General features: G+C 35.8%; 22 protein-coding genes. 13 read left to right on the forward strand and 9 right to left on the reverse strand.

Annotated elements, in window-relative coordinates:
* Nucleotides 1-383: 383 nt before the first annotated feature.
* The 5 genes from ACY0M5_RS14640 to ACY0M5_RS14660 all read left to right on the forward strand — a co-directional run bounded on the left by ACY0M5_RS14640 (nt 384) and on the right by ACY0M5_RS14660 (nt 6,578).
* Nucleotides 384-1,904: a carbon-nitrogen hydrolase family protein gene (locus tag ACY0M5_RS14640; RefSeq protein WP_124992868.1), complete on the forward strand. Its 1,521-nt coding sequence runs from the start codon at nt 384-386 to the stop codon at nt 1,902-1,904.
* A 353-nt stretch (nt 1,905-2,257) separates the two neighbouring features.
* On the forward strand, nt 2,258-3,559 hold the full coding sequence (gene nhaA / locus ACY0M5_RS14645; protein WP_124992867.1) for a Na+/H+ antiporter NhaA: 1,302 nt from the start codon (nt 2,258-2,260) through the stop codon (nt 3,557-3,559).
* A 345-nt stretch (nt 3,560-3,904) separates the two neighbouring features.
* Nucleotides 3,905-4,525: a MarC family protein gene (locus ACY0M5_RS14650; RefSeq protein ID WP_156196696.1), complete on the forward strand. Its 621-nt coding sequence runs from the start codon at nt 3,905-3,907 to the stop codon at nt 4,523-4,525.
* A gap of 34 nt (nt 4,526-4,559) precedes the next feature.
* Complete coding sequence (gene clcA / locus ACY0M5_RS14655; RefSeq protein ID WP_461629647.1) at nt 4,560-5,912, forward strand: H(+)/Cl(-) exchange transporter ClcA; 1,353 nt, start codon at nt 4,560-4,562, stop codon at nt 5,910-5,912.
* A gap of 243 nt (nt 5,913-6,155) precedes the next feature.
* Nucleotides 6,156-6,578: a hypothetical protein gene (locus ACY0M5_RS14660; protein WP_461629648.1), complete on the forward strand. Its 423-nt coding sequence runs from the start codon at nt 6,156-6,158 to the stop codon at nt 6,576-6,578.
* A gap of 190 nt (nt 6,579-6,768) precedes the next feature.
* Here ACY0M5_RS14660 and ACY0M5_RS14665 read toward each other — a convergent pair whose 3' ends face one another.
* From ACY0M5_RS14665 to ACY0M5_RS14680, 4 genes are all read right to left on the reverse strand, one after another.
* Nucleotides 6,769-7,353 (reverse strand): indolepyruvate oxidoreductase subunit beta, encoded by a 585-nt coding sequence (locus tag ACY0M5_RS14665; protein WP_101307825.1) that lies wholly within the window; start codon nt 7,351-7,353, stop codon nt 6,769-6,771.
* 128 nt (nt 7,354-7,481) lie between these two features.
* The gene (locus ACY0M5_RS14670) at nt 7,482-9,107 is read right to left on the reverse strand and encodes a thiamine pyrophosphate-dependent enzyme (protein WP_461629649.1); all 1,626 of its coding nucleotides are present in this window, start codon (nt 9,105-9,107) and stop codon (nt 7,482-7,484) included.
* 449 nt (nt 9,108-9,556) lie between these two features.
* Complete coding sequence (locus ACY0M5_RS14675; protein WP_461629650.1) at nt 9,557-10,348, reverse strand: ABC transporter permease; 792 nt, start codon at nt 10,346-10,348, stop codon at nt 9,557-9,559.
* Between the two features lie 91 nt (nt 10,349-10,439).
* Complete coding sequence (locus tag ACY0M5_RS14680) at nt 10,440-11,036, reverse strand: ATP-binding cassette domain-containing protein (RefSeq protein ID WP_160463458.1); 597 nt, start codon at nt 11,034-11,036, stop codon at nt 10,440-10,442.
* 332 nt (nt 11,037-11,368) lie between these two features.
* On the opposite strand from ACY0M5_RS14680, the gene ACY0M5_RS14685 reads away from it, so the two are divergent.
* Nucleotides 11,369-13,858, forward strand: coding sequence for a CoA-disulfide reductase (locus tag ACY0M5_RS14685; protein WP_461629651.1), 2,490 nt, complete (start codon nt 11,369-11,371; stop codon nt 13,856-13,858).
* 558 nt (nt 13,859-14,416) lie between these two features.
* On the opposite strand, the gene ACY0M5_RS14690 is transcribed toward ACY0M5_RS14685, so the two are convergent.
* The 4 genes from ACY0M5_RS14690 to ACY0M5_RS14705 form a co-directional block, all read right to left on the reverse strand.
* Nucleotides 14,417-14,794, reverse strand: a complete 378-nt coding sequence (locus tag ACY0M5_RS14690) for a hypothetical protein (RefSeq protein WP_124992859.1) — start codon at nt 14,792-14,794, stop codon at nt 14,417-14,419.
* A gap of 50 nt (nt 14,795-14,844) precedes the next feature.
* Nucleotides 14,845-15,822, reverse strand: coding sequence for a deoxyhypusine synthase family protein (locus ACY0M5_RS14695; RefSeq protein ID WP_101307831.1), 978 nt, complete (start codon nt 15,820-15,822; stop codon nt 14,845-14,847).
* A gap of 117 nt (nt 15,823-15,939) precedes the next feature.
* Nucleotides 15,940-17,346, reverse strand: a complete 1,407-nt coding sequence (locus ACY0M5_RS14700) for a type III PLP-dependent enzyme domain-containing protein (protein ID WP_101307832.1) — start codon at nt 17,344-17,346, stop codon at nt 15,940-15,942.
* A gap of 190 nt (nt 17,347-17,536) precedes the next feature.
* A complete protein-coding gene (locus tag ACY0M5_RS14705) occupies nt 17,537-17,785 on the reverse strand; it encodes a hypothetical protein (RefSeq protein ID WP_461629652.1) in 249 nt (82 codons plus the stop codon).
* A gap of 213 nt (nt 17,786-17,998) precedes the next feature.
* Here ACY0M5_RS14705 and acs point away from each other — a divergent pair, with 213 nt between their 5' ends.
* From acs to ACY0M5_RS14725, 4 genes are all read left to right on the forward strand, one after another.
* Nucleotides 17,999-19,912, forward strand: coding sequence for an acetate--CoA ligase (gene acs / locus ACY0M5_RS14710; protein ID WP_461629653.1), 1,914 nt, complete (start codon nt 17,999-18,001; stop codon nt 19,910-19,912).
* Nucleotides 19,913-20,070: 158 nt separating this feature from the next.
* The gene (locus ACY0M5_RS14715) at nt 20,071-20,445 is read left to right on the forward strand and encodes a VOC family protein (protein WP_124992856.1); all 375 of its coding nucleotides are present in this window, start codon (nt 20,071-20,073) and stop codon (nt 20,443-20,445) included.
* A gap of 3 nt (nt 20,446-20,448) precedes the next feature.
* Nucleotides 20,449-21,198: a patatin-like phospholipase family protein gene (locus ACY0M5_RS14720; protein WP_461629654.1), complete on the forward strand. Its 750-nt coding sequence runs from the start codon at nt 20,449-20,451 to the stop codon at nt 21,196-21,198.
* Between the two features lie 95 nt (nt 21,199-21,293).
* Nucleotides 21,294-21,734: a C-GCAxxG-C-C family protein gene (locus tag ACY0M5_RS14725; protein WP_124992854.1), complete on the forward strand. Its 441-nt coding sequence runs from the start codon at nt 21,294-21,296 to the stop codon at nt 21,732-21,734.
* Nucleotides 21,735-21,781: 47 nt separating this feature from the next.
* On the opposite strand, the gene ACY0M5_RS14730 is transcribed toward ACY0M5_RS14725, so the two are convergent.
* Nucleotides 21,782-23,095: a cysteate synthase gene (locus ACY0M5_RS14730; protein ID WP_461629655.1), complete on the reverse strand. Its 1,314-nt coding sequence runs from the start codon at nt 23,093-23,095 to the stop codon at nt 21,782-21,784.
* A gap of 365 nt (nt 23,096-23,460) precedes the next feature.
* Here ACY0M5_RS14730 and ACY0M5_RS14735 point away from each other — a divergent pair, with 365 nt between their 5' ends.
* The 3 genes from ACY0M5_RS14735 to ACY0M5_RS14745 all read left to right on the forward strand — a co-directional run bounded on the left by ACY0M5_RS14735 (nt 23,461) and on the right by ACY0M5_RS14745 (nt 26,852).
* Nucleotides 23,461-24,438, forward strand: a complete 978-nt coding sequence (locus ACY0M5_RS14735) for a Gfo/Idh/MocA family protein (RefSeq protein WP_461629656.1) — start codon at nt 23,461-23,463, stop codon at nt 24,436-24,438.
* A 4-nt stretch (nt 24,439-24,442) separates the two neighbouring features.
* Nucleotides 24,443-24,910, forward strand: coding sequence for a hypothetical protein (locus ACY0M5_RS14740; protein WP_124992851.1), 468 nt, complete (start codon nt 24,443-24,445; stop codon nt 24,908-24,910).
* Between the two features lie 319 nt (nt 24,911-25,229).
* The gene (locus ACY0M5_RS14745; RefSeq protein ID WP_124992850.1) at nt 25,230-26,852 is read left to right on the forward strand and encodes an AMP-binding protein; all 1,623 of its coding nucleotides are present in this window, start codon (nt 25,230-25,232) and stop codon (nt 26,850-26,852) included.
* Nucleotides 26,853-26,865: the final 13 nt, after the last annotated feature.

A 26,865-nucleotide genomic window follows, 5' to 3' on the forward strand; every position in this document is an offset into this window, starting at 1 on the left:
AAACATACACAATACATCCTCATATTAGGTGTATTGTGCAGCTTTTCTCAAATAGTCCCCCCTAATCTACCAAATCTCAATTAAAATTACTTCCTGTAAATAATTTAATATTCAAAAATACTTGTCCGGAATGGAAATGAAAATCCACGAAAGAGAAAAAGCTATGCAGAAAGTTTTTTTTATTCACATATCAACATCACAGCATCTTATGGCGAATTAAGCTCTAAATTCATCAGCAAATTTAATACTCAGTTACAGCATTCTAAAACATTTATTTTTTAATTCCAAAGAGAAGCTCATATTCTCAATTTTGTTATATTTAATCTTTCCAAACAGAAAGATTTGTGCGCTGTTGCACATACTTCTCTGTGAATAACATTCAAATGCAGGAAATAGAAAACATTGAATTATCCTTCTTAAGTTTAGATGATTATCAGGAACTTAAAAAAGCCATGATTGAGTCGTACACAAGTATGCCTAATTCATATTGGAGAGAACATCAAATCAAAACATTAATTGATAATTTCCCTGACGGTCAGGTAGTAATTAAAGTTAATAATCACATAGCAGGATGTGCTTTATCGATTATTGTTGACTATAGTAAATTTGACGACAAGCATACTTACAAAGAAATAACGGGAAACTATACTTTCTCGACGCACAATCCGGATGGAGATGTTTTGTACGGAATTGATGTTTTTATTAAACCGGAGTTTCGTGGCTTACGATTGGGCCGGCGATTGTACGATTACCGAAAAGAATTGAGTGAGCGTTTGAATCTAAAAGGAGTTGCTTTTGGCGGACGAATACCAAACTATCACAAATATGCCGATCAATTATCACCGAAAGAATACATTGAAAAGGTTAGAAGAAAAGAAATTCACGATCCTGTTTTGAATTTTCAGGTTTCGAATGATTTTCATCCGGCCAAAATTCTGAAAAACTATTTGGAAGGTGATGAAGATTCTAACGACTATGCAGTACTTCTTGAATGGGATAATATTTACTATGAGAAGAAGAACAAGAAACCCAGCACTATAAAAAAAGTGGTTCGTCTTGGTCTGATTCAATGGCAAATGCGTTCCTATAATAATTTGGATGAGTTAATGCATCAGGCCGAGTATTTTGTGGATGCTGTTTCGGGTTACCGATCGGATTTTGCCTTGTTTCCGGAATTTTTTAATGCTCCTCTCATGGCCAAAGACAATCATTTATCGGAACCTGAGGCAATAAGAAAATTGGCAGAGCATACTGAAACCATCGTTCAAAAATTTTCGGAACTGGCCATTTCTTACAACATCAATATTATTAGTGGCAGCCTGCCTGAAATTAAGGATGATCGATTGTATAATGCCGGTTATCTGTGCAAACGTGATGGAAGTGTTGAGCGTTATGAGAAACTTCACGTAACACCGGACGAGGTGAAAGTTTGGGGGATGCAAAAAGGATCGGAATTGAAAGTTTTTGATACCGATTGCGGAAAAATTGGCATCCTGATTTGTTACGATGTTGAATTCCCTGAATTGAGCCGTTTGCTTGCCGACGAAGGAATGGATATTTTGTTTGTACCCTTCTTAACGGATACACAAAACGGCTATTCCCGGGTTCGGAATTGTGCTCAGGCCAGAGCCATCGAAAATGAATGCTACGTTGCTATTGCAGGTAGTGTAGGCAACTTGCCTAAGGTACACAACATGGATATTCAATATGCTCAATCGATGGTATTTACCCCCTGCGACTTTGCTTTTCCGGCCAATGGCATTAAAGCTGAAGCAACACCGAATACAGAAATGATTCTAATTGCTGATGTAGATATCGACTTACTTCGCGAATTGAATCAGTTTGGCAGCGTACGAAATTTGCGGGACCGCAGAAATGACATATATGAATTAAAAAAGATGTAATTAAATTCGGGAGTCTTACCTGGAGTATGGCTCCCGAATTAATTTTAATCCCTTCAAAAGTCTGATAAGTACAGCCTTTACTCGAATATCCAATTAACATCAATACTTTCCTTACTATTCAATTTACGGTTCCTATTTTCGTCTATTATCAAACCACTACTGATACAGTATCCGGACTAGTCTGATTTTAATCAAAATATTCCCACAATATCTAAAAAATAAGCTTGGCGAATACCAAAAGGATTTTATTAAAAAAACAAGCTTTTTAATGCATGAAAATTACTCAGAATGGCGAATAAAAGATCATTTTTTCGTAAATTCAGAATCGATTTAAATGAACGAAATAAACTTCCATGATAGATAAACTTCTCATCACCCCATTCCAGAAATTTGTTAAAATAGAAAGTTTTAGTGGTATTCTGCTTTTTATTGCCACTCTGCTTGCACTAATTTGGGCAAACTCTCCTCTGGCTCATTTATACGATTCATTATGGCAATATAAAATTGGGATAACAACATCTGATTTCGAACTGAATAAACCAATAATACTCTGGATTAATGATGGACTAATGGCTGTTTTCTTTTTCCTGATTGGACTGGAAATTAAACGTGAACTTTTAATAGGCGAACTAAATACGGTTCGAAAAGCAAGTTTTCCATTTTTTGCAGCTTTGGGTGGAATGTTGGTTCCTGTGGCCATGTTCTTTTTACTCAATAACAATCAAAGCACATCAAATGCATGGGGAGTCCCTATGGCAACCGATATTGCATTTTCTTTAGCTATTCTTAAACTTCTTGGTAAAAGAATACCTTTGGGTTTGAAAGTATTCCTAACCGCCTTTGCCATTGTGGATGATTTGATTGCGGTATTGGTAATCGCAATATTTTATAGTGGAAATATCGAGTGGATATTATTAGGATATGCGGCCATTCCTATCCTAATATTAGTCTTTTTATCATATCGGAATATCTATTTTCCTTATTTCGTTTTTATTATGGGCGTACTTGTTTGGTATCTGTTTTTAAAATCAGGTATACATCCTACTGTTGCCGGTGTGTTAATGGCATTTACAATTCCAATCAGGCAAAAAATTGATATTAAAACGTATTCACGCAAATTAATGGGCATTGCTAAGGATATTGAAGAAACATGCGAAAAACCAATCCTCTCCGATCATCAGATTGAACAAATCGACAATTTGGAAGATTGGACCAGTCAGGTACAATCCCCATTGCAGCATTTAGAACACAAGCTGCACAACTGGGTTGCTTTTTTTATTATGCCGGTATTTGCCCTATCCAATGCAGGAATCAAATTTGGTGCAGATATAAATCTGGAAATGCCTTTGGTCATCAACATTGCACTTTGTTTAATCATTGGAAATAGTGTTGGCGTGTCCTTAATATCCTTTATCGGCATTAAACTAAAATTTGCTGAATTGCCGCAAGGAGTGAAAGCCATTCAGGTAGTAGGAATATCATTTCTGGCTGGAATAGGATTTACAATGGCAATATTTATCGCCAATCTGGCTTTTATTACCAATCCTGAATTTATCGATTCGGCTAAAATTGGTATCTTGATTGGCTCGTTTACTTCTGGAATTATTGGCTACTTGATACTAAGATTTGGCAGTCGCTATATTCAACACAAATAATTTCGGAAGCATTAATCACAAATTTTTCCAATGCGAAAAAATAATTAAACTTTTCGGCTAACTCATTACTGATAGAATAAAATGACTGCCTTTACTAATTTTCGTTTTTGCCTGATAAAAAGGATACCTTAGTTGGATGAAAAGCTGTACCTAATTAGAGTATTTCTCTTGCAAAGAAAAACAGAGATTCTTCAAACCCAAATTGTAATGGGTTGAATACAGAATAACAACAAATTACAAACACACGAAAATAAGTGATCCAAGTCGCATAGCGACTGATACATGCTTTACCTCTAATGTCAGGCATATGCGAGTACGTGAAATTAAAACGAAAAAAATAACAATATGATAGAATATTTAACCTACTCTTTATCTGTATTTACAGGCTTTTTTGCCATAATGAACCCGATTGCCAATATTCCTATTTTCTCATCATTAGTTCAAGACGCCGATGAATCAACGAAAAAAGCAATTAATAAAAAAGCAACTGTAATTGCATTTTGTATTGTATTTATATTTGTGCTGTTAGGCAAATTCATATTTGAATTATTTGGCATTACAATACCTGCCTTTAAAATAACAGGTGGTATTTTACTCTTTTATGTAGGTTTTGAAATGCTGGAATCAAAAAAATCAAATATAAAGCACCTGCAAAAAGTAAAGGTAGATGAAAACATTGCCGTATCCCCTTTGGCAATACCTATATTAGCTGGCCCGGGAACAATTGTTACAGCTATGAATTTTGTTTCCGACAACAACTATTTACATATTGGCATAGTCATTTTTATTTTTGCAATAATGTGCTTCATCACTTATTTAGCCTTCCTTTTCAGTGACTATATCGTTGAAAAGATTGGCCATAATATAATAACTGTAATCGGAAAAATAATGGGGCTTATTCTTTCAATAATGGGAATTGGAATGATCATTCAAGGGATCAAACTCGCATTCCACCTATTCAATTAATCCAATTTTAAACAATACAATCTTCTGATTTACTATGTCCATTAATATATCCAATATTTCCCGCCATCAACTTGACGGCGAAAATGCAAAACACTTCAAACAGCTGTTTCATGCACTCATCATCGGGCTTATTGTTGGACTTGTTGGCGGCTTTTTTAGAAATACACTTAGCTATATCGAAAATATCAGGGATATCTTATATCATCAGGCAGGCCAATCGGGATTCCTGAGCTGGCTTTGGCCGATTCTGTTTGCAATCATCGGAATAAGTATCGCTTTGTTTTTGGTGAAAAAATATGCACCAGAAGCCTCTGGAAGTGGAGTTCAGGAAATAGAAGGTGCACTGGATGGGCTACGTCCCATGCGTTGGAAAAGAGTACTTCCCATCAAGTTTATTGCTTCCTTATTTTCTTTAGGAAGCGGGTTGCTGCTGGGGCGCGAGGGACCTACAATTCAATTGGGAGCCAACATTGGTAAGATGGTAAAAGACACCTTAGGCATACCCGACACCGAAAACAATTCATTGATCTCTGCTGGTGCCGCAGCAGGACTTGCAAGTGCCTTTAATGCACCTTTTGCAGGAATTATTTTCGTCATCGAAGAAATGAACGGCCATTTTAAATTTAATTTTTATTCGTTAGCGACTATTATGATAGGTGCAGGCACCTCAGACTTTATTGTTAGGGTGCTGATTGGATCTAAACCTATTATACAGATGACTGTATTTCCAAGCCCAAATATATATGGATTCTGGCTGTTTATTTGCCTCGGTTTATTATGCAGTATTATTGGTCTTTTCTACAATAAACTCCTTATTATATCTTTAGATTTCTTTCAGTTCACCTCGAAACTGCCCTTTATTTATACAGGGATTTTTGTGGGGCTAAGCATAGCAGTAATTGGTATCTTTTCTCCGGATATAATAGGTGGCGGATACGATACAATTGCCAAAGTTCTCGATCATTCTTTCACCTTATCTTTTCTATTGTTTTTATTTATCGCCAGAATGCTGCTGTCCTTATTCAGTTATAGTTTTGGTATGCCTGGAGGGATTTTTTTACCTATGCTTACACTTGGTGTTATTTTAGGTATGCTGTTCGGAGTCAGCATGCAACAATTTTTTCCCCAGTTAATTTCAAATCCAGGCGTTTTTACCATAGCAGGAATGGCAGGCATTTTTGCTGCAACTGTTAGAGCTCCTTTAACAGGATTAGTACTTGCAGTAGAAATGACATCAAACTATGAATTAATTTTACCTTTAATCATTACCACAGTTACAGCATCTGTATTTACATCACTTTTGGGGAATCAGCCAATTTATACAACCCTATTAAAACGTACGTTAGCAAATGTAAAAAAGGAAGAAAAATTTGATGATATAGAGTAAAGCCTATCAAATACTCTAATCTGCGAATTGGCAAACTAAAAGAACAAACAGTAAAGCTTTTCGACTTACATCCTGTTGATCGTGAATAGTAAATGAAAAATAGAAAGCCAGCTTTAGCAATAGTTGGAATGCAATTGCAATTCCTATTTGCTGTAAAATATTTTAATGAAACAATGATCACAGGGAGAAACAATCTCATATTTTTCGAGTAATTTAGGTGTTCTTATAAATAATACAACAAACATGGAACCTATACTATTAAAAAATACAATATGCACTGAAGATATCGACCATTTGATTCTGAAAGGTGTACATGATATGGATATCAATCAGGATAAAAGAGATGAAATAGAATCGGAATCTAAAAAGCTATCCGGCACTTTTGTAAAAATAATTGATTACCATATGCATAATGGTGAAAATCCTGATGCTTCCTATTCTTTCCGAATCGCAGTTAATTTCAATAATTTCACAGAGCAATACCGACAGGCATTTGTCGAAAATTACAAAAAGGATGTTTTGATTGGCTTTGGCATAAGTGCAATTTGGATGGGTATTTTAAATGGACTGGATGCCGAGAGTGGAATTATGCCCAATCATCCGTTAAAAAGAGAAATTGCAGCCTGCCTGCGGACAATAAGTGAAATCTTAGACAATAAAGGATAAAAAACAAGTGTAAAATCGAAAGAAATAAGATGAAAGAAAGTAAAGGCACTTCTTTAATAGAGAAATTGACTCAAACTTCACAAAATTTACAGTTTAATTATTTTTGATCTTCTTGTCACAAATCATAAAAAAATCCCCGTTTGGAATTATTTTCAAACGGGGATTTCGATGTATAATAATTGAGTTTTGACTATCTGTTTTCTTGCGAGAACTTACGTCCGGCATGAAGAGCCTTAATATTCATATCTACCACTTCTTCCCCTTTTCTAGCGAAGATTTTACGAATTCCTTCCTCCAAATATTCAAATGGAACATCGATAAAAGGAGATGCCGCCCCCAACATTACAAAGTTAAAAGCACGTGCAGAACCAACTTCTTCCTTTGCGATTCTATCTGCATCAATCAACACATAATTAGGCAAAGCTTTAATGGTTGCTTCCAATTTTTCCTGCTCAGGATAATCAGTAATATTGATAAAAGGAGTTGAATTAGTTACCACATAGCCACCTTTTTTCAAGTAAGGAAGGTAACGCAATGCTTCCATTGGCTCAACTGATAAAATGATATCAGCACCACCTTTAGGAATTAAATCGGAATAAATAGGCTTATCCGAAATTCTCATGAATGACTGAACATCACCGCCACGCTGACTCATACCATGAGTTTCAGCTTGTTTCATATATAAATCGTTGTCTAGTGCAGCAGAACCTAAAGCAGCAGCAATGGATAAAATCCCTTGACCACCAACACCTGCTATAACCATATCTGTTTTCATCTGTTTGTAATTTTTTGATTAAGGTCAGATGGAACTTACCATCGATCAAATAACTATTTTTGTGTTTTTTAATAATTATTTAATGCGGGCCGTTTCATCTGTTTACATTTTTCAGGTTAATTATTTAATTAAGCTTTAGCAGCAGCTTTTGCCATGGTCGCTTTCTTAATTTTCTGATCACGTACATTCTTCTGTACACATACTCTGCGTGGAATAATTACAGAAACCCCTTTGTATTCAAACTCCTTACGGAAGATTTCCTTAATCTCATCATGTTTCTTAGGCACGGGAAGTAATACATGAATGTGCTCCTTCTCTACTCCTAAACCTTCGCAAATTGCTTCCAACTTGCCTTTAGCAGATGATTTCTGACCACCTGTCATTGAGATCGATTCATTATCAGAAATAATTACTGTAATTGGAGTCCTTTCATTAACAGCATCCAATAAACCAGTCATTCCCGAGTGCGTAAAAGTTGAATCACCAATAACGGCTACCGAAGGAATTAAACCAGCGTCAGCAGCACCTTTTGCCATAGTAATTGATGCTCCCATATCCACACAAGAGTTAATGGCATTAAAAGGAGGCAAAGCACCCAAAGTATAACAACCTATATCAGCAAACACACGACCTTCGCCATATTCTGCAATCACCTCATTCAACGCCTTGTACACATCAATATGACTACAGCCAACACACAGTGCCGGCGGACGGGCAGCAACAATACCTGGTATTTCAAGACTTTCTTCAATTTCAAATCCAAGAGCTCTGCCAACCATATCCGGAGTTAACTCACCATCACGGGAAAGAGTACCATCCAAACGGCCAATAACAGCTTCTTTTTCTAAATATCCTTTCAAAATTTCCTCAATCACAGGATAACCTTCTTCCAAAACCAATACTTTACCGCACTCGCCGGTGATCTTTTTAATCATTGTGCGTGGAATTGGGTACTGGCTGATCTTAACAACAGGATATGGACAATCTCCATCAGGATAATTTTCCATTAAGTAATTATATCCTAAACCACAAGCTATGATACCCATTGACTTATCTGCTGCATCAATATATGTATTATAAGCTGAATCTTCTGATGCGGCTTCGAATTTCTCCTGATTGCTTAACAATTTCTTATAACGCTTACGCGCGATAGCTGGAAGTAATACGAATTGGACCTTATCTTCAGGAAGTTTCAACTCATTTTGTACCATTACCTCAGCAAATCTTGCAACACCGGCACGGGAATGAGCCAAACGAGTCGTAATTCTCATTAAAACAGGAATCTCAAAAGCTTCTGACAATTCGAACCCGAAACGAGCCATATCGTATGCTTCCTGTTGGTTTGACGGCTCTAAAACCGGCATCATGGCAAACTTACCGTATACTCGGGAATCCTGCTCATTTTGAGAAGAGTGCATAGATGGATCATCTGCAACTACGATCAACATTCCTCCGTTTGCTCCTGTAATAGCAGCATTCATAAAACAATCAGCAGCTACGTTCAATCCAACGTGCTTCATACAGACCATTGCTCTTTTTCCTGCATATGACATACCAAGAGCTGATTCCATGGCTGTTTTCTCATTCGCAGCCCAATCGCTGTGAATGTTTAATTCTTTTGCTTGTTTCGAATGTTGTATGTATTCGGTAATTTCAGTAGACGGAGTTCCCGGGTACGCGTAAACTCCGGACATTCCACCATCAATTGCTCCTTGAGCAATGGCTTCAACGCCTAATAATAAAGACTTTTGCATGTTGTATTTGTTTAACTATTTTGATTAATCTATAAGTTACAACACTTAGAAAAAAAAAGTGCCTAATTATAAAATTATTGATGTACTAAAACATCAATTACATTTACTCAAAAAATAGAATAGAAAATTGATCACAAGGATCGAGGTAGGGAATGGATTTTATAGTCCGCCAAACATTTCAAGGTAACTTACCAAGTAGGCGCAAACGTAAAAATAAATTTCAAGAAAATCCATATTTTTGCTTGTGAATTGGAATTAAAACAAGTCTTGTTTTTAATATTCGGTACTAAAATACCAATATTTGGTTTAAAATCAACAAAAGAGAAACCAAAGCAGGAAGTTTAGAATTAGTTCAAATAACGAAAACGGTTGCGTAAAAATAAACTGCAAAGCTTTTATATTGATATTCAACAAAATAACAAAAACTTCTTATAAACTGGCGAGGGATACTATTTCTTAAATAAATTGGCTTTAATTCGTCCAAAAGAGTCGAATGCAAAACGATTTGCCAGAAGAATACTAAGCATTAGATTTAAAGAGCAACCAACAAATATAGCGAGCATAATTAATATCTGATATTTTATGGCGACCATAGGAGAACTTCCACCTAAAATCTGTCCTGTCATCATCCCGGGTAAGGAGATTAAACCAATTACAGACATGGTAGCTATTAATGGATTTAAACCACTTTTTATGGCCGAGCGGATAAATGGTGTCAGTGAATTCTTTCTGCTATTTCCGTTCACCAAAAGAAAATAATACAAATCCTGTTCCTTAGTTAACCTGCCAAAATAATTGCTGATACCAACAATGTTATGATTTAAAGCATTTCCCAACACCATTCCTGATATAGGAATAAAGTAACGGGCATCAAAAACATAGTCGAGATGAATAACAAAACCTAGAAAGAAAGCATCCAAAATTAGAATACTTATAAATCCTGAAATTGCAAACGGAAGGATGAAAAACCGATAGGTAAGCCCTGCCCTCTTAATTGTAGTAAAAGTACCAACCAAAATCATTACACAAACCCAAATTACATTTACCCAGGCATTGTTCCATGCAAAAATATATTCCAGATAAAAGGCGACCAAAGAAAGTTGCATCACCATCCGAATTAAAGCAATAACAGTTTCTTTAACAATTTTCACTTTAAAATAGATGAAGCCTGCAATGGGAATAACCATGAGCAAAAATCCCAAGGCCAAACTCCCTATTCCTATGTCAACGATTTCTTTCATATGATTATAATTTTAAACTTTTGCCATATGGAACTTACCATGCTGGAATAATCATCCCCCTGTGTGTCAAAATATCTTTGGCATGGACGTTTCATAACTCAATTGTTCTGTTGCAATAGTCAATCCATTTCTTGTTATGGGAAGTTGAAACTATTGTTTTGTCAGGCAAAGAATTCAATGTAGCAAAGAGAAGATCGATGGAATGATCATCAAGAGCAGAAACTGGTTCATCCAGAAGGATTATTGGCTTATCAAGACTTAAGCATGCAGCCAAAACAATTCTTTGCTTTTGTCCTCCGCTTATTTCAGCAAAACTTTTATCAAATCCACATTCCCTAACTCCCAACTGATCCTGAAATTGTTGAAATCTTTCTACTTGTTCTGCATTCATTTGAAGTAAATCAGATAGCTCATTGGCTGAATCAACAGGTAAATTACTATTTTGCGGCAACCAGATCATTTTGTTTCGAATCGCTGCAATCGTATCGCTATTCAACTCTAAACCGTCAATTTGAATATTCCCGGATTGTGGTGTAATAAATCCCATTAATACTTTTAACAATGAAGATTTACCCTTACCTGATGGTCCGCTAAAACATATTGACTCACCTGCAAAAACCTCGAAACTAAGATCTTTGCATATGAGTTGACCAGGAAAACTTAAATTGATCTTTTCACATTTTATCATATTCCCCATCTATACCATAAAGAAAATAATATTATCTCAATTGTACCCAATGCGAATCACATTTCTTTAGCCGAGATGAATGCTGTCTGATAAACAACCTTTAATAATGAGAATATTCTCACATGGTGATTTTCAACATCATTACAAATAATTTATTAAACACTCTCTATCAGACAGTTTAATCAATGCAATCGATTTAATATGCTGAGCAACATATTAAAAACCCACATTGCATTAGTGATAAATTTTTCTGAAAGATTACTTTTGCATGATAGATATATGGATATCTACATATGATGATTACAATAAAATAACTTTTAGAATATATAACAATGGCAAAATACTTAATAGTTGGTGGTGTAGCAGGAGGAGCAACAACTGCGGCTCGTTTACGCAGAATGGATGAATCGGCAGAGATAATCATGTTCGAAAGAGGCGAACATATTTCGTATGCAAATTGCGGTTTACCATACTATGTTGGTGATGTTATTACAGAGAGGGAAAATCTATTGCTGCAAACTCCGGAAAGCTTCAAAAAAAGATTAAATGTTGATGTTCGAATTAAGAACGAAGTAGTTAGAATTGACCGCGAAAATAAATTAGTAGAAATCAACGACCTCATCAACAATACAAGCTATACTGAAACATTTGACAAATTGGTTGTTTCGCCAGGTGCAGAACCGATAAAACCACCAATTCCCGGCATAAAAGACAAAGCAATTTTCACTGTTCGAAACGTAAATGATACAGACAAAATTAAAACTTACATCAACGAAAACAAGCCAAAGAAAGCTGTAGTTGTTGGAGCTGGATTTATTGGTTTGGAAATGGCTGAAAACCTTCATCACCTAGGTATGATGGTTACAATTATTGAAATGGCTGAACAAGTAATGACGCCTCTTGATTACGAAATGGCAGCTGTTGTACATCAACATTTGAAGACTAAAAATGTTGAATTTTATCTGAATGATGGCGTCAGTCAGTTCAAAAGAAATGCCGATTATCTTGAGATTCATTTGCAATCGGGCAGAAAAGTGGACGCTGATATGGTTATTCTTTCTATCGGTGTTAAACCTGAAACCAAATTAATTAAAGAGGCAGGTATTGAGTTGGCTCCCAACGGAGGTATTAAAGTAAACGAATACCTTCAAACCAGCGATCCTAATGTATATGCCTTAGGCGATGCTATCGCTTTCCCACATCCTATTACCGGCAAATACACCAATGCATATCTGGCAGGCCCTGCCAATAAGCAGGGTAGAATTTTAGCAAACAATTTGGTTCTGGGACACAAACAAACTTATAAAGGTTCAATTGCAACTGCCATAGCCAAAGTATTTGATCTCACCATTGGATCGACAGGGTTGGCCGAAAAGGTTCTTAAAAAGGAAGGCATTTCTTTTGTCTCTAATATTACTCATGGAGGATCGCATGCAGGATATTATCCCGGAGCAATGCCTACAAGTATAAAAATCACTTTCGATCCCCACAGCGGGAAATTATATGGTGCTCAAATAATTGGATATGAAGGTGTAGACAAGAGAACCGATTTAATTGCAACAGTTCTTAAAAAAGGCGGAACAATTTACGATTTACAGGAAATCGAACATGCTTATGCTCCCCCCTACTCATCGGCAAAAGACCCTGTAAATCAGGCAGGATTTACTGCAGGAAATATTATTGAAGGTTTGGTGAATATTATTCATTGGGATGAATTGAATCAATTGCATGCAGCAAATAATTTTATATTAGATGTTCGTACTCCTGATGAATTTGAACTGGGTCAAATTGAAGATGCCGTAAATATAGAAGTGGATCAAATCAGAAATCGTCTGGACGAAATACCTAGAGATAAAAAAATAATAATCTATTGCGGGGTTGGTTTACGTGGCTATTTTGCATCAAGAATCTTAATGCAAAAAGGCTTTTCGGACGTTTACAATTTAAGTGGTGGTTACAAAACCTACGAACACGCAACCTGCAAACAAAGTAACGAGGATATTTTTGAATCGAGTTATATTGCTAAAGACAGCCATATTTACCGAGGCAAACCAAAAACTGCTGAAACCGTAACTGAAGCTAAGCCGGATATAAAAACAATTGAAGTAGATGCTTGCGGCTTGCAATGTCCTGGCCCAATTATCAAACTAAAAAAAGAAATAGACAAACTTGAAAATGGCGATCGCTTATTGCAAAAAGTAACAGATCAGGGATTTATGAAAGATGTTGCATCATGGTGTAACATGACGGGAAATAAATTAATTTCTCTTGATTCTGATAAAGGAATTATATCTGCAGTTATTGAAAAGCAGAAAAAAGATGAACAATGTTCTGTTTTAAACAATGGCATAGCCAAGAATAAAACCATGGTAATTTTTTCTGATGAATTGGATCGGGCTTTGGCATCACTTGTTATTGCCAATGGAGCTGCCGCCACTGGAAATAAAGTAACCCTCTTCTTTACTTTTTGGGGATTGAATGTGATTAAAAAAGCAAACAAACCAAAAGTTCAAAAAGATTTGATGGGCAAGATGTTTAGCAAAATGATGGCAAACAGCGCAGATGATTTAAAACTGTCAAAAATGAACATGATGGGTTTAGGTTCTAAAATGATGAAAAAAAGAATGATGGCGAAAAAAGTAGACTCTCTTGAGGATTTACTAAAAACCGCTATGGAAAATGGTGTTGAAATGATTGCTTGTCAAATGTCGATGGATGTAATGGGAGTTGATAAGGATGAATTACTTGAAGGTGTTTCTATTGGAGGTGTAGCAACCTATCTTGAAGAAGCTGAAAAATCCAACATTAATCTATTCATATAAAACAGTAGTGTCACTGTAAAACAAAAGGGTTGTTTCAGTATGGAAACAACCCTTTTTTGTATCCTGAGATTTAGGAATTTCAATGACAGATTTCATTGTAAATAGCAAAAGAAATTTTTTGGATTAGTATTCCTTAAACCTCACATTTTTCCAGATAAAACTTCCTAATTTACTGGACATTGCTTCTTTAATTTTGTAATTTGAATACTCGATTAACACAAAGAAAATTCTATTCCAAAACGATCCTCACCCTCTCAAATTTCAAAAGAAAACTTATTCAATTTCCCTCAATCGAATTCTACAAACTTAAACCCGATGATGCTAATTGATTAAATTAGAAAAAACTAAGTTGGTTTCTCTCTGGAAGTAGAGAAAAACCATTAGTGAGTAGGTTGACTGAAATAGCAGAGTTTCTTATAGTCCCTTAATTTATAGAATTCTGCTATTTCTTTCAACATTGGAGAATGAGAATACATTCAATTCAAAAAAGGCGGTAAAATCAAAATACATGATTTTACCGCCTTCTATAATTATTTTATTTCTGGTAGAAATAAAGGTCTATTCATCATCCATATCATCGTCATCATCGGCAATGTTATCCACATCCTCATCATCGTCTGACATTAAAAAATCGGAATCAGAATCAGAGTATTTATCTTCATACGATTCCTTCTTACTGTCCAACAGATTTCCATCATCGTCAAAATCGTCATCATCTTCGATAAGTTCCTGAGCTTTACGAACTGACATACGAACCATGTAAATTTTATCCTCAGTCTCAAACGGCAAGGCACTTACTAATTCATTTTTATGATTTCTGAACTCAATCAAATTATCCATATATCCCTCAGGATAATACAATTTTATTTGTTCCTGTATCTCCTGGCTAAGCTTTTCATAGCTCTGGATTACTCTCGGTTTATTGCTGCTCTTCATACAATAATATGTTTATCGAAAAAATGGAAATATATTTGGCTTATTATTAATTACCAACCTAGTAGATATGCAAAAACCAAGGGTGCCACAATTGTAGCATCTGATTCAATAATGAATTTAGGCGTTTCAATACCTAACTTACCCCAAGTAATTTTCTCGTTCGGAACAGCACCCGAATATGATCCGTAACTTGTTGTAGAATCAGAAATTTGGCAGAAATAACTCCAAAAAGGAGTGTTTGTTCTTTCCATATCCTGATACAACATAGGAACTACACATATTGGGAAATCTCCTGATATACCACCACCAATCTGGAAAAATCCGATACCTTGGTCTCCTGCGGTATTGGTATAATAATCTGCCAACCAAGTCATGTATTCAATTCCAGATTTCATAGTTGACGCCTTCAATTCTCCTTTTAAGCAGTAGGATGCAAAAATATTTCCCATGGTAGAATCTTCCCAGCCAGGAACTACAATCGGAAGATTTTTCTTTGCAGCTTCCAACATCCAGCTGTTTTTAGGATCAATTTCATAATATTGCTCCAACACTCCTGAAAGTAACAGTTTATACATAAACTCGTGTGGAAAATATCTCTCGCCCTTATCTTCAGCGTCTTTCCAAATATTATAAACATGTTTCTGTAATCTTCTAAAAGCTTCCTCTTCCGGAATACATGTATCTGTTACTCTATTCAAACCTTTCTCCAGCAAAGCCCACTCGTCATGTGGTGTTAAGTCTCTGTAATTAGGCACTCTTTCGTAATGTGAATGAGCAACCAGATTCATGATATCTTCCTCAAGATTTGCTCCGGTACAAGTAATAATATGAACTTTATCCTGACGAATCATTTCTGCCAAAGACCGACCTAACTCAGCAGTACTCATAGCACCTCCAAGGGTAATCATCATCTTCTTCCCTTCCGCTAAATGCTTTTCGTAAGCAACGGCAGCATCTACCAAAGCAGCTGAGTTAAAATGTCTGTAATGTTCCAATATAAATTTAGTAACGGGTCCTTTAGTTTGCATGATTTTATAATTTATAGCAAAGCATTTTAATAATACTATCTGGCAATTAAAAATTTGAGATTTTCGTCTCTCTTGCAGTGCCAATTCTGCAATTTTATTTGTAATACAATTACTTCTTTACTTTTTGTATCCTAAAAGTTTAAACATCTCATCGGCAGATTGTTCGTTTCGGTAAACGTAATCGAAAAAATTGCCTTTTTCATCTCTGTCAATTATTACATGTTTTGGAGATGGAATCAAACAATGCTTAATGCCTCCATATCCGCTAATTGCATCCTGATAAGCTCCGGTATGGAAAAAACCAATATACAATGGCTCTTTTTCATCATTGGAATAACTCGGCAGCAAAACCTCCTGATTTAAATCTTCAGAATTGTAATAATCCGAGTGATCGCAGCTAATTCCACCAATATTTACACGTTTGTATTCATTTTTCCATTTGTTGATTGGCAATAGAATAAATTTTTCGTGAATAGACCATGCATCAGGAATGGTATTCATTAAACTATTATCAATCAAATACCAAGACTCTGTATCATTTTGTTGTTTCTGTTCCAGCACTTTAAATATGATTGCACCACTTTCTCCAACTGTATATTTACCAAATTCAGTATAGATGTTTGGCTCTGGAATTTCATCCTTAATGCAGGCATCCTTAATGTTGGAAATAATTTCATTAATCATGTATTCATATTGGTATTCGAACCCCAGATGATTACGTATCGGAAAACCACCACCTAAATTAAATGAATCAAGAGTTTCACTATCCTTCTTTAATTCGGAATAAACCTTTAATGCCTTCTGAAATTCACCCCAATAATACAAACTATCCTTAATTCCTGAATCTACAAAGAAATGAAGCATTTTAAGCTCAAACTTTGGATTATTCTTGATTCTATCGTGATAAAAATTAATGATTTCATTACTGCGAATACCCATTCTTGAAGTGTAATAGGCAGATTGAGATTCCTCATTAATAGCCATTCGCAAACCAATTTTCACTACCCGATCCTTTGCCAGTATTTCCAAACGATCCAATTCCTGTACACTATCAAAAATGATGATGCTGTTCTTGAATCCAACCTCCTGCATATCCAGGATTTTTTTCAAATATTCATCCGTTTTGTAACCATTATGAATAATAATTCTGTTGAAATCAATTTTTTTATCTCTGTAAAGATTCAAAATCAAATCGATATCAAAAGCTGAAGAAGTCTCAAGATTAACATTGTGTTTTAATGCTTCGCCAATTACATGCGCAAAGTGATTGCACTTTGTACAATAACAATACTCATAAGAACCTGCGTAATTATTTTTCTTGATTGCCTTGTTAAAAAGATTCCGGGCTTTTTTTATTTGATCTCCTATTCGGGGTAGGTAAAAGAATCTAAACGGAGTACCATGCTTTTCTATAAGATACTTCATAGAGATCCCCTGAAAAGTAAGGTAATCATCGCGTAAGTCAAAGCCTTCCTGTGGAAAATAATAGCTCTGCTCAATCAAATCAAAATAGGTGTTTTTCATTTACGTAATCATAAAATATTTTTGTTGTTATTAACTGCCTCAATTTGCAAATAAAACCATTTTTTCAATGAAATATCCACTTCATAAAAAAAAAATCACACAAGAACTTGTTTTTTTTGCATAATCTTCCAAAACCCCAACAAAATTAACCCGTTCAAGATTATTGCCCGTTCCATGACAGTCACAAAAATCATTGTATAACTTCATTCTCTGCATCTTGATCTTCGGGTTTAGTCTTTTTAAATCCTTCAACCAACGTATAAACCAGCCCCATTACACTTATAAAGCCCAACAACTTAATGTATTGTTTAAGTATCGACTTTGATTCTTCAGTCCAATCATAAGTTAGATCAGGGAAGCCATTAATAACCAAAACACTACTAACCGAGAGAAATAAAATAACTGACAGGACAACAACCACAATTGTTTTTTTATTCATTATCAACTTCTTATGTTACAAATTAAAAACTCTTCTAAGCTAAGAGTCATGTTAAATATACATGGTAATATAATAAAATATCATTCCAATCAAGACTACTTCCCTTTTTCCTTCTTTAATTGAGAAATTTCAAAAAACAAATATTGGGCAATGAATACAGAATTTCATATATTGAGATATGTAGATTTAATCTTTAACCAAATTTTACAGCACATGATAGATAAGATTAGTACTCTGGGCGGATACATCCATGAATATCAGAAGAGTGTGACTAAACCGGAAGAATTCTGGAGTCGAATTGCAGAAAGTTTTTTTTGGAAAAAAAAATGGGATAAAATATTGGATTGGAATTTTTCTGAGCCAAAAATAAATTGGTTCACTAACGGCAAAATGAATATTACTGAAAATATATTTGAGCGCCATCTTTTCACCCGGGGAAATCAACCGGCAATAATTTGGGAGCCTAATGAGCCAAATGATGAAAATCGCATACTAACCTATAATGAGCTGTTTACAGAGGTAAAGAAGTTTTCCAATGTTCTACTTCAACACGGAATTAAAAAGGGCGATCGCATTGCCTTTTATATGCCAATGATTCCAGAATTGGCAATTGCTATGTTGGCATGTGCCAGAATTGGTGCGATCCACTCCATCGTATTTGCAGGATTCTCTGCCAATTCTCTCGCTGACAGAATTATTGATGCTGAAGCTAAGATGGTTATAACTTCGGATGGTGGCTATAGGGGCAGTAAAATTATCCCTATTAAGGAAATTGTAGATGAAGCAGTATCAACTTGTCCAACGGTAGAAAAGGTGATAGTGGTTCAACGAACTAATTCAGAAATTGCTTTCGACGATAGAATAGATTTATGGTGGCACGAATGCATGGCTGGAGCAGAAGAGTATCATGAAGCCGAAACAATGGATGCTGAAGACACCTTATTCATCCTGTACACTTCGGGTTCGACCGATAAACCAAAAGGAATTGTTCACACTTGTGGTGGCTACATGGTTTACACGGCTTATACGTTTAAAAATGTTTTCCAGTACAGCGATGGTGATATCTATTTTTGTTCTGCTGATATTGGTTGGATTACCGGTCACTCTTACATTGTTTACGGTCCTTTGCTAAATGGTGCTACCACAATGATGTTCGAAGGAATACCAACTTACCCTGATGCAGGCAGATATTGGGACATTGTAAGTAAATATAACGTTTCGCAATTTTACACCGCCCCTACGGCCATTCGATCGTTGATGTCGAAGGGTCAGGAATATGTTGAAAACAAAGATCTCTCGTCACTAAAAGTTCTTGGAACAGTTGGAGAACCAATTAACGAAGAAGCCTGGCACTGGTATCACGATCATATTGGTAAAAACCGATGTCCCATTGTTGATACCTGGTGGCAGACTGAAACCGGTGGAATTGCAATCAGCCCAATTGCAGGAATCATACCAACAAAACCTTCCTTTGCAACTTTACCTCTGCCAGGCATTCAACCCATAATTGTTGATGCCGAAGGAAAAGAATTATCAGAAAAGAGCGTGGAAGGAAATTTGTGCATTAAATATCCCTGGCCCGGAATGCTTAGAACAATTTGGGGCGATCATGAACGATTTAAAAAAACCTATTTCAGCACCTACGAAAATCTATATTTTACGGGAGATGGTGTTAAACGTGATGAAGATGGCTACTATAGAATATTAGGGCGCGTTGATGATGTTATTAATGTATCGGGGCACCGAATGGGAACTGCTGAAGTAGAAAATGCAATTAATGAACATCCACTGGTAAACGAATCGGCTGTTGTTGGCTTCCCTCACGATATTAAAGGGCAAGGCATCTATGCTTTTGTTGTTTGCGGAGAGCTGTCAACCGGTGGTGTAGAAGGGATCAAAACCAGTATCCGAAAAGGCGTTACCAAAATTATTGGCCCAATCGCAAAACCAGACCGAATACAACTTGTGAGGAGCTTACCTAAAACCCGGTCGGGCAAAATCATGCGACGTATTCTTAGAAAAATTGCTGAAGGAGACTATTCCAACTTTGGCGATATTTCTACTCTTCTTGATACCTCGGTTGTTGATGAAATAATAAAGGGGGCCTTAGAAAATGTAAATAAGTAACTGGCAGAGAGCTTATCGAAATCGATAAGCTCTCTTTTTAAATAAAAAAACGAAATTAAAATAGATAAATCAGAATCAAATGAGTAATTTATGGATTGATAAATTCAGTTCTGAAACAAGATATTCTTAACACCCTATTTTAGGCGTAATCAATCGATATGAAAAAACAATTTTTAGGTCTGCGAACTACTATTTACAAAACAAATGAACTTTCAAAAGCAAAACTTTGGTACTCCAGAGCTTTTGAGACTTCTCCATATTTTGATGAGGATTTCTACGTTGGATTCAATATCGGCGGATTTGAATTAGGGCTTTTGCCTGATACAGATTCAAACGCTTCAAAAACAGATAACGTTTTATCATACTGGGGAGTTGATGATATTAACAAAACATTTTCACATTTAATAGAAGTGGGTGCTGCAGTTCACGAACAGCCTGCAAATGTTGGAGGAGAACTTTGGGTAGCAAGTGTAAAAGATCCATGGGGAAATGTTATTGGTATCATATACAATCCGGAATTTAAAGCCCAGTAATTAATGAGAATAGGAATAGCATTAGGTGGTGGCGGCGTTCGGGGCTTCGCTCATATTGGAGTATTAAAAGCACTCGAGGAAAAAGGAATCCGTCCTGATATAATTTCTGGTGTTAGTGCAGGAGCAATAGTTGGTGCCTTTATAGCCTCCGGCTATACCTATGAAAAAACGCTGAAGATTCTAAAAAACAAGAGTCTAATGGCCTACTCCAAATTGCATTATCCCAAATATGGATTGTTTGGTTTGGATGGCTTAAAAGAAGACATTCAGAAACACATTAAAATCAAGGAAATTGAAAATTTAAAAATTCCGTTATTTATTACAGTATCGAATTTAAACGATGGTAGGGTTGAATATATTAAGGAAGGAGATTTAAGCACTTATCTTTTAGCATCGGCTAGTATTCCTGTACTCTTTGCCCCTGTTCTGATTGATGGCAAAATGTATTCTGACGGAGGACTATTCGACAACCTTCCCATCTCCCCCTTATTGCAAAAATGTGATGTAATTATTGCTGTAAATGTGAGCCCTGTTCATAAAATTGAAAAGTTTGACAACCTGGTTCAGGTGGCATCCCGAACTTTTCAGTTAGGAGTTCATTCAAATATTATTCGTCACAAAGAAAAATGTTCTTTATTTATAGAGCCAACCGGCTTACGTGAATATGAAATACTAAATGGAAATCACGCTCAGGAGATTTTTGAATTGGGATACAATTACACAAAAAATTTAGAAATCGCTCCATTTGAATAAATGACAAATAGACATTGTTCCAAAACAATAATTTAATTACATTTAAGCTCCGACAAAGAAAATATTGTATTGCAAATTCAATCAAAATCACTCTCATGAATTCAAAAGCAACTCAAGCTTTAGAGGCTTTTCAATCGGGAATGAATTGTGCCCAATCGGTGCTGTTACCATATTCTACCGACTATAATTTTGACGATAATTTAGCTTACCAAATCTCAAGCGGATTTGGTGGCGGTATGGGAAGACTTCAAAAAACCTGCGGTGCTGTTACCGGTGCATTTATGGTTTTGGGAATTCATAACTGCAAAAAATACAGCAATCATCAACTCCAAACAGACAACAATCGAATTTTAATTCAGGAATTTAACCACAAATTTGTACTAGAGCACAATTCTACAAATTGTGATGAACTAATAGCATGTAATCTGAATACAGAAGAAGGACAAGCTTACGCTGAAAAAAATAAAGTGAAAGAAAAGATTTGTGAAAAATGCATCATCGATGCGATCGAAATTATAGAATCACTAATAAAATAGGCTCCGATGAAATACCAATAAAAAAGCAGGCTTTTAGCCTGCTTTTTTTATATTATTTCTGAAGATTCTATTTTAAAGAGCTTCTCCAGCACCTCTTTTAGCGAATCAAGTTCAGGATTAATGTCGAAGATATGAGATGGTTTCAGATAGCAAACCTCTTTTTCTCTTTTAAAACGTTCTTCTCCTCCTCCGGTTATATTCAACATGATGCAAGCTTTTTTATTAATATTTCCTTCCTGCACATATTTAATCAAACTAGCTACAGCAACAGCAGAAGCAGGGTGAATATCATTTCCTTCAGTCTCTTCAAATATTTTGGACGCTTCCATTGCTTCATCGTTGGTCGCTTTCAAAACATCTCCACCAGCATCCTTTATCGCATCAAACATTCCTCCAACAATTGAATAAGGAGGTTTGCGATTCGACAACACCTTAGCTACGATTTCTTCCACTTGTTTTCTCGCCAAATTATCGTCTAGCGGCAATATTTCTCTCGAATCTGCTTTCCAGGCATCATACATTGGCAAGAAAGGCGTATTCTGAGACACCATCAATTTCATTTTGTTGGAACCAAAACGGCCATCTTCAATAAAACGAAGATTAGCTTCCCATGCCGCAATTGCACCTGTTCCACTGCCAACTGCCTGAAAATAGTAATCAGGAATTTTACCAATCTCTGTTACCGCAGAAAGAACTGTAGTTCCCATTCCATCTCTTCGGGCAACATTTTTAGCTCCGCCTTCAGTAATGAAACCGTCTAACTGACAAGCCAGATTCGATAAATGAATAGCATCAAAATAATCGCTTCCCGATTTTGTTGCAATCAACCTAACATTCTCCTTAATTGGCTCATCGAACCATAGCGCATCAATATTATCCTCTGGAACACAAAGCAACAAAGGAATATTATTATCGGAACACACTCTTGCAAATGCACGTGCAGTATTTCCTGCAGATGCAACCACAAGTATCTGTCCTGTATCACTCAATCTGCCACTTACCGAAAAAGCCTCAGTTTCTTTGAATGAACAGGTCCTGAAATTTGCTCCCTTCTCAGGCCAGTACCCACTAAATGTGATATATAAATTTTCTAATCCCAAATATTTAGACAACCCTTCACTTTTATATGTTGCCGGAGCAGATGATCCTTCCAATATTCTGTGGATAGGTAACCAATCGGCGAACTTATAAATCCCCAACGAACTATCCTTAAGCTCAAGCTGCTTTTTTTGATATTTCGTTCTTATTAAACAAGCTTTTTCTTCAGCAGGAGCATCCAAAGTCCACCCTTCATCTTCAAATTTCTTTCCTGTCTGTAAAGACTCAAGAATATATTCAGTAGCTCGAAAATCTATAGCCATTCTTTTATGTTTTGATTTTGAAAGCATAAAAATAGACATTTTGAATGGCTTGGTAAACTTTTTTCAGCTATTTAGAAACATTTCCTCTAAGTTTCCCAATCAATTTACTAAGAACAGAAAGAGGTAAGAGAATATAATCAGAGATGATATTCAACAGGTTGGTAAAAAAAACAGAATGCTCAATTCCGACCTGAAATTGATTTTATTAATAAAAAACACATTTAAACAATACTGTTTTTCATTTCACTTTTTGGAACAAAAGCTTATATTTAACAATCAGAAAATTTATATCCGAATCCTGATTTTTCAAAAGAATTCGTTTTTATATTCTTTTTGAATAAAATATTAGGTAAACACATGTTTTTATGACTATTAAATGGGGAATTTTAGGTGCAGGCAGAATTGCGAAGAAATTTGCAGAAGATTTTAAAGTTGTGAACAATGGGACAATTATTGCTGTCGCATCAAGATCGCAAGACCGATCCACAGAATTTGCTCATGAATTTGAAATTCCGAAGGCATATTCTTCTTACGAAGAAATGGTGAAAAATTCAGATATTGATGTTGTGTACATTGCTACGCCTCACAATTTTCATTTGGAGCATGCCAGACTTTGTCTGAACAATGGAAAATCTGTTTTGTGCGAAAAACCGGTTACTGTAAACTCTGCAGAGTTTGAACTTCTTCAAAATCTGGCCAAAGAAAAGAATTTATTTTTCATGGAAGCGCTGTGGACCTATTACCTGCCAGCCATTATCGAAGCCATGAATTGGATTCGGGAAGGTAAAATAGGCGAAGTTAAACAAGTACAGGTAAGTTTTGGCTATGCTGGTAATATGGATGAAAAAATTCGTTTGGCAAATCCGGATTTAGCGGGTGGCGCTTTATTGGATATTGGAATATATGGTATTGCAATAGCTGAATTGGTGTTTGATGAAGAAATTGAAGACATACAGGCAATGGCTCATTTTTCTAAAACTGGAATTGATGATTACAACAGCATCCAATTAAAATATATCAATGGCGGATTGGCACAAATTTCAAGTTCTCTGGTTTCCGAACTTAAAAATGAGGCCGTAATTTGTGGTACCAAAGGACGCATAGAAATCCCTCAATTTTGGATGGCTAAAAAAGCATTTTTAATAAGTCCTGATGAAAAATTAGAGTTTATCAATAAAGAATTGCAACTTGGGTATAATCATGAAGCTTTTGCAGTAAATGAATTGCTGAAAAAAGGAGCAGTTGAAAGTTCTGTAATACCTCTATTAAAAAGTAAAAGAATATTATCAATAATGGATCAAGTAAGAGAACAAATAGGTTTAAAATATCCATTCGAAAAGTAATTGTATGAATAAAAACGACATCATATTGGGTAAAGGTATCTTAGGAATTCAATTTGGCATGCAACGTGCCGAAGTTGAAAAAATACTGGGAAACGCAGATGATGTTGGAGAATACTCCCTTTCTCCGGATGAAGTAAGTGTCACACTTTTATACATTGACAAAGGACTTAGCTTTACATTCGAATCCATTGATCAGAACAGACTCAGCTACATTTCGGTTCTGAATGAGCAATACAGTATTTTTCAATTCATTAAGGTTGGTTTAAGTAAAAAAATGCTGCTGGCTGAACTGGAACTTTTTCAACTTGGAAAACCGGAATTTGAGGACGTTGCTTCAGAGGAATTTCCAACTCATGAATTGATATTTTTCCCAAACGAAAATCTGCATCTTTGGCTTGACAACAATCAAATTTCAGAAATTCAATTTGGCCCCTTCTTTGATGATTTTAAAACAATTGTATGGGAAGATTAATAATCTTCCTTTTTTTTGCTGATCACTTCATAGAATCAAACTGAAACTGTTTTAAGGTGAAATACTTAATTCAATATCCCAGGAATTGGTTCTATTATCCCGGTCATATTTGTTGTCTGCTAAATTATTTTTTATAAATTGCGCCCATATTAAAACAAGGAGCTAAAGCTCCATCACAACTTTTATTACTTCCTAATCAAAAAAGTTTAGCCGGTTCCGGTTAACTGCAGAAAGATGGTTTTCAATTGTTAATTGATGTATTAGAGATAATCACATCACGGGTTAATTGTGTTCAATTGGCTCATTTATACATAAAAGAATGAACAAACTATCTTACGAGCACGGAAGCTCGAATTTGCCTCTTTTAGGCGAAACAATTATTGAACGACTTCGCAAAACAGTTGAATTATTTGGCGATAGAGATGCCTTAATTGTTCCTTATCAAAATTACAAAGCAACATATCTTGAATTTTGGCAACAAATTGAAGAAGTAGCAAAAGGACTACTTGCATTTGGTGTTGGAAAAGGAGATCGGGTTGGAATATGGTCACCGAACAGACACGAATGGGTAATTGTTCAATTTGCCACAGCACGAATTGGTGCTATTTTGGTAAATGTTAATCCGGCCTATAAATCAGCAGAACTTAAATTTGCCCTTCGTCAATCAGAAATTAGTCTTTTAATTATGTCGGAAGGATTTCGAAAAACCAACTACTTCGAAATTATTCAGGAAGTAAGACAATCCTGCATTCATCTAAAACAAATTGTAATTTTAGATCGTGACTGGCATGCATTAATTGAGGCAGGCAAGAGAATTTCAACATCTCAAATAGAAGAAATAGAATCTCAGCTTCAGTTTGATGATCCGATCAATATTCAATACACTTCGGGAACAACAGGTTTTCCAAAGGGAGCAACCCTAACCCATCACAACATTTTGAACAACGGCTACTTTATTGGTGAGCGTTTGCATTACAATGAAACAGACCGGGTTTGTATTCCTGTACCGTTTTATCACTGCTTTGGTATGGTATTAGGCAATTTGGCTTGTATTACTCATGGTTCCGCAATGGTAATTCCAGGTGAAGCATTTGAAGCAGAAACTGTACTAAAAACTGTTCAAGATGAGAAATGCACCTCACTTTACGGAGTGCCTTTGATGTTTATTGCGGAATTGGAACATCCTAATTTTGAAAAATACGATTTAAGCAGTTTACGTACCGGTATTATGGCGGGAGCATCCTGTCCTGAAAAAGCAATGCTTGAGGTTCAGGAAAAAATGAACATGAAAGAAGTAGCCATCTGCTATGGCATGACAGAAACCTCTCCTGTTTCCACTCAAACATTTGTTAATGATGAATTGAGTAAACGGGTAGGAACGGTTGGCCGGGTTCATCCTCATCAGGAAATTAAGATTATTGATCCGGAAACGGGAAAGATTGTTGCGCGTGGTGAAGGTGGTGAATTTTGTACCCGGGGATACTCTGTAATGCTAAAATACTGGAACAATGAAGAAGCTACCAAATCGGTTATTGATAATGCCGGATGGATGCATACAGGTGATTTGGCCAGCATGGACGAGGATGGTTACGTAACCATAACGGGTAGAATAAAAGATCTGATTATTCGCGGTGGAGAGAATATTTCTCCATTCGAAATTGAAGAATTCTTCCATTCTCACGAAAGCATTAGCGAAGTATATGTAATTGGTGTGCCCGACTACAAATACGGCGAAGTTGTAATGGCCTGGATAAAATTTAAAGAAGGAAAATCGGCTACCGAAGAAGAACTTAGAGATTATTGCAAAGGGCAAATTGCAACCTATAAAATTCCTAAGTATTTTAAATTCACAAGTGAGTTTCCAACCACGGTAACCGGTAAAATCCGTAAAGTTGAGATGAGAGATATTTCGAGTAAAGAATTGGAGTTGATTGGACGATAAAATATTCTCAATT

Origin of the sequence: Labilibaculum euxinicum, assembly GCF_963678175.1 — a bacterium.
Classification (GTDB): Bacteria; Bacteroidota; Bacteroidia; order Bacteroidales; family Marinifilaceae; genus Labilibaculum; species Labilibaculum euxinus.

What these genes read in the sequence shown, in the direction of transcription:
- ACY0M5_RS14660 (WP_461629648.1), top strand. Translation starts at nt 6,156, where the DNA reads ATGGAACCTATACTATTAAAAAATACAATATGCACTGAAGATATCGAC.
- ACY0M5_RS14670 (WP_461629649.1), bottom strand. Translation starts at nt 9,107, where the DNA reads ATGCAAAAGTCTTTATTATTAGGCGTTGAAGCCATTGCTCAAGGAGCA.
- ACY0M5_RS14745 (WP_124992850.1), top strand. Translation starts at nt 25,230, where the DNA reads ATGAACAAACTATCTTACGAGCACGGAAGCTCGAATTTGCCTCTTTTA.
- ACY0M5_RS14725 (WP_124992854.1), top strand. Translation starts at nt 21,294, where the DNA reads ATGAATTCAAAAGCAACTCAAGCTTTAGAGGCTTTTCAATCGGGAATG.
- acs (WP_461629653.1), top strand. Translation starts at nt 17,999, where the DNA reads ATGATAGATAAGATTAGTACTCTGGGCGGATACATCCATGAATATCAG.
- ACY0M5_RS14665 (WP_101307825.1), bottom strand. Translation starts at nt 7,353, where the DNA reads ATGAAAACAGATATGGTTATAGCAGGTGTTGGTGGTCAAGGGATTTTA.
- clcA (WP_461629647.1), top strand. Translation starts at nt 4,560, where the DNA reads ATGTCCATTAATATATCCAATATTTCCCGCCATCAACTTGACGGCGAA.
- ACY0M5_RS14715 (WP_124992856.1), top strand. Translation starts at nt 20,071, where the DNA reads ATGAAAAAACAATTTTTAGGTCTGCGAACTACTATTTACAAAACAAAT.
- ACY0M5_RS14680 (WP_160463458.1), bottom strand. Translation starts at nt 11,036, where the DNA reads ATGATAAAATGTGAAAAGATCAATTTAAGTTTTCCTGGTCAACTCATA.
- ACY0M5_RS14640 (WP_124992868.1), top strand. Translation starts at nt 384, where the DNA reads ATGCAGGAAATAGAAAACATTGAATTATCCTTCTTAAGTTTAGATGAT.
- ACY0M5_RS14720 (WP_461629654.1), top strand. Translation starts at nt 20,449, where the DNA reads ATGAGAATAGGAATAGCATTAGGTGGTGGCGGCGTTCGGGGCTTCGCT.
- ACY0M5_RS14705 (WP_461629652.1), bottom strand. Translation starts at nt 17,785, where the DNA reads ATGAATAAAAAAACAATTGTGGTTGTTGTCCTGTCAGTTATTTTATTT.
- ACY0M5_RS14650 (WP_156196696.1), top strand. Translation starts at nt 3,905, where the DNA reads ATGATAGAATATTTAACCTACTCTTTATCTGTATTTACAGGCTTTTTT.
- ACY0M5_RS14730 (WP_461629655.1), bottom strand. Translation starts at nt 23,095, where the DNA reads ATGGCTATAGATTTTCGAGCTACTGAATATATTCTTGAGTCTTTACAG.
- ACY0M5_RS14740 (WP_124992851.1), top strand. Translation starts at nt 24,443, where the DNA reads ATGAATAAAAACGACATCATATTGGGTAAAGGTATCTTAGGAATTCAA.
- nhaA (WP_124992867.1), top strand. Translation starts at nt 2,258, where the DNA reads ATGATAGATAAACTTCTCATCACCCCATTCCAGAAATTTGTTAAAATA.
- ACY0M5_RS14735 (WP_461629656.1), top strand. Translation starts at nt 23,461, where the DNA reads ATGACTATTAAATGGGGAATTTTAGGTGCAGGCAGAATTGCGAAGAAA.
- ACY0M5_RS14685 (WP_461629651.1), top strand. Translation starts at nt 11,369, where the DNA reads ATGGCAAAATACTTAATAGTTGGTGGTGTAGCAGGAGGAGCAACAACT.
- ACY0M5_RS14675 (WP_461629650.1), bottom strand. Translation starts at nt 10,348, where the DNA reads ATGAAAGAAATCGTTGACATAGGAATAGGGAGTTTGGCCTTGGGATTT.
- ACY0M5_RS14690 (WP_124992859.1), bottom strand. Translation starts at nt 14,794, where the DNA reads ATGAAGAGCAGCAATAAACCGAGAGTAATCCAGAGCTATGAAAAGCTT.
- ACY0M5_RS14695 (WP_101307831.1), bottom strand. Translation starts at nt 15,822, where the DNA reads ATGCAAACTAAAGGACCCGTTACTAAATTTATATTGGAACATTACAGA.
- ACY0M5_RS14700 (WP_101307832.1), bottom strand. Translation starts at nt 17,346, where the DNA reads ATGAAAAACACCTATTTTGATTTGATTGAGCAGAGCTATTATTTTCCA.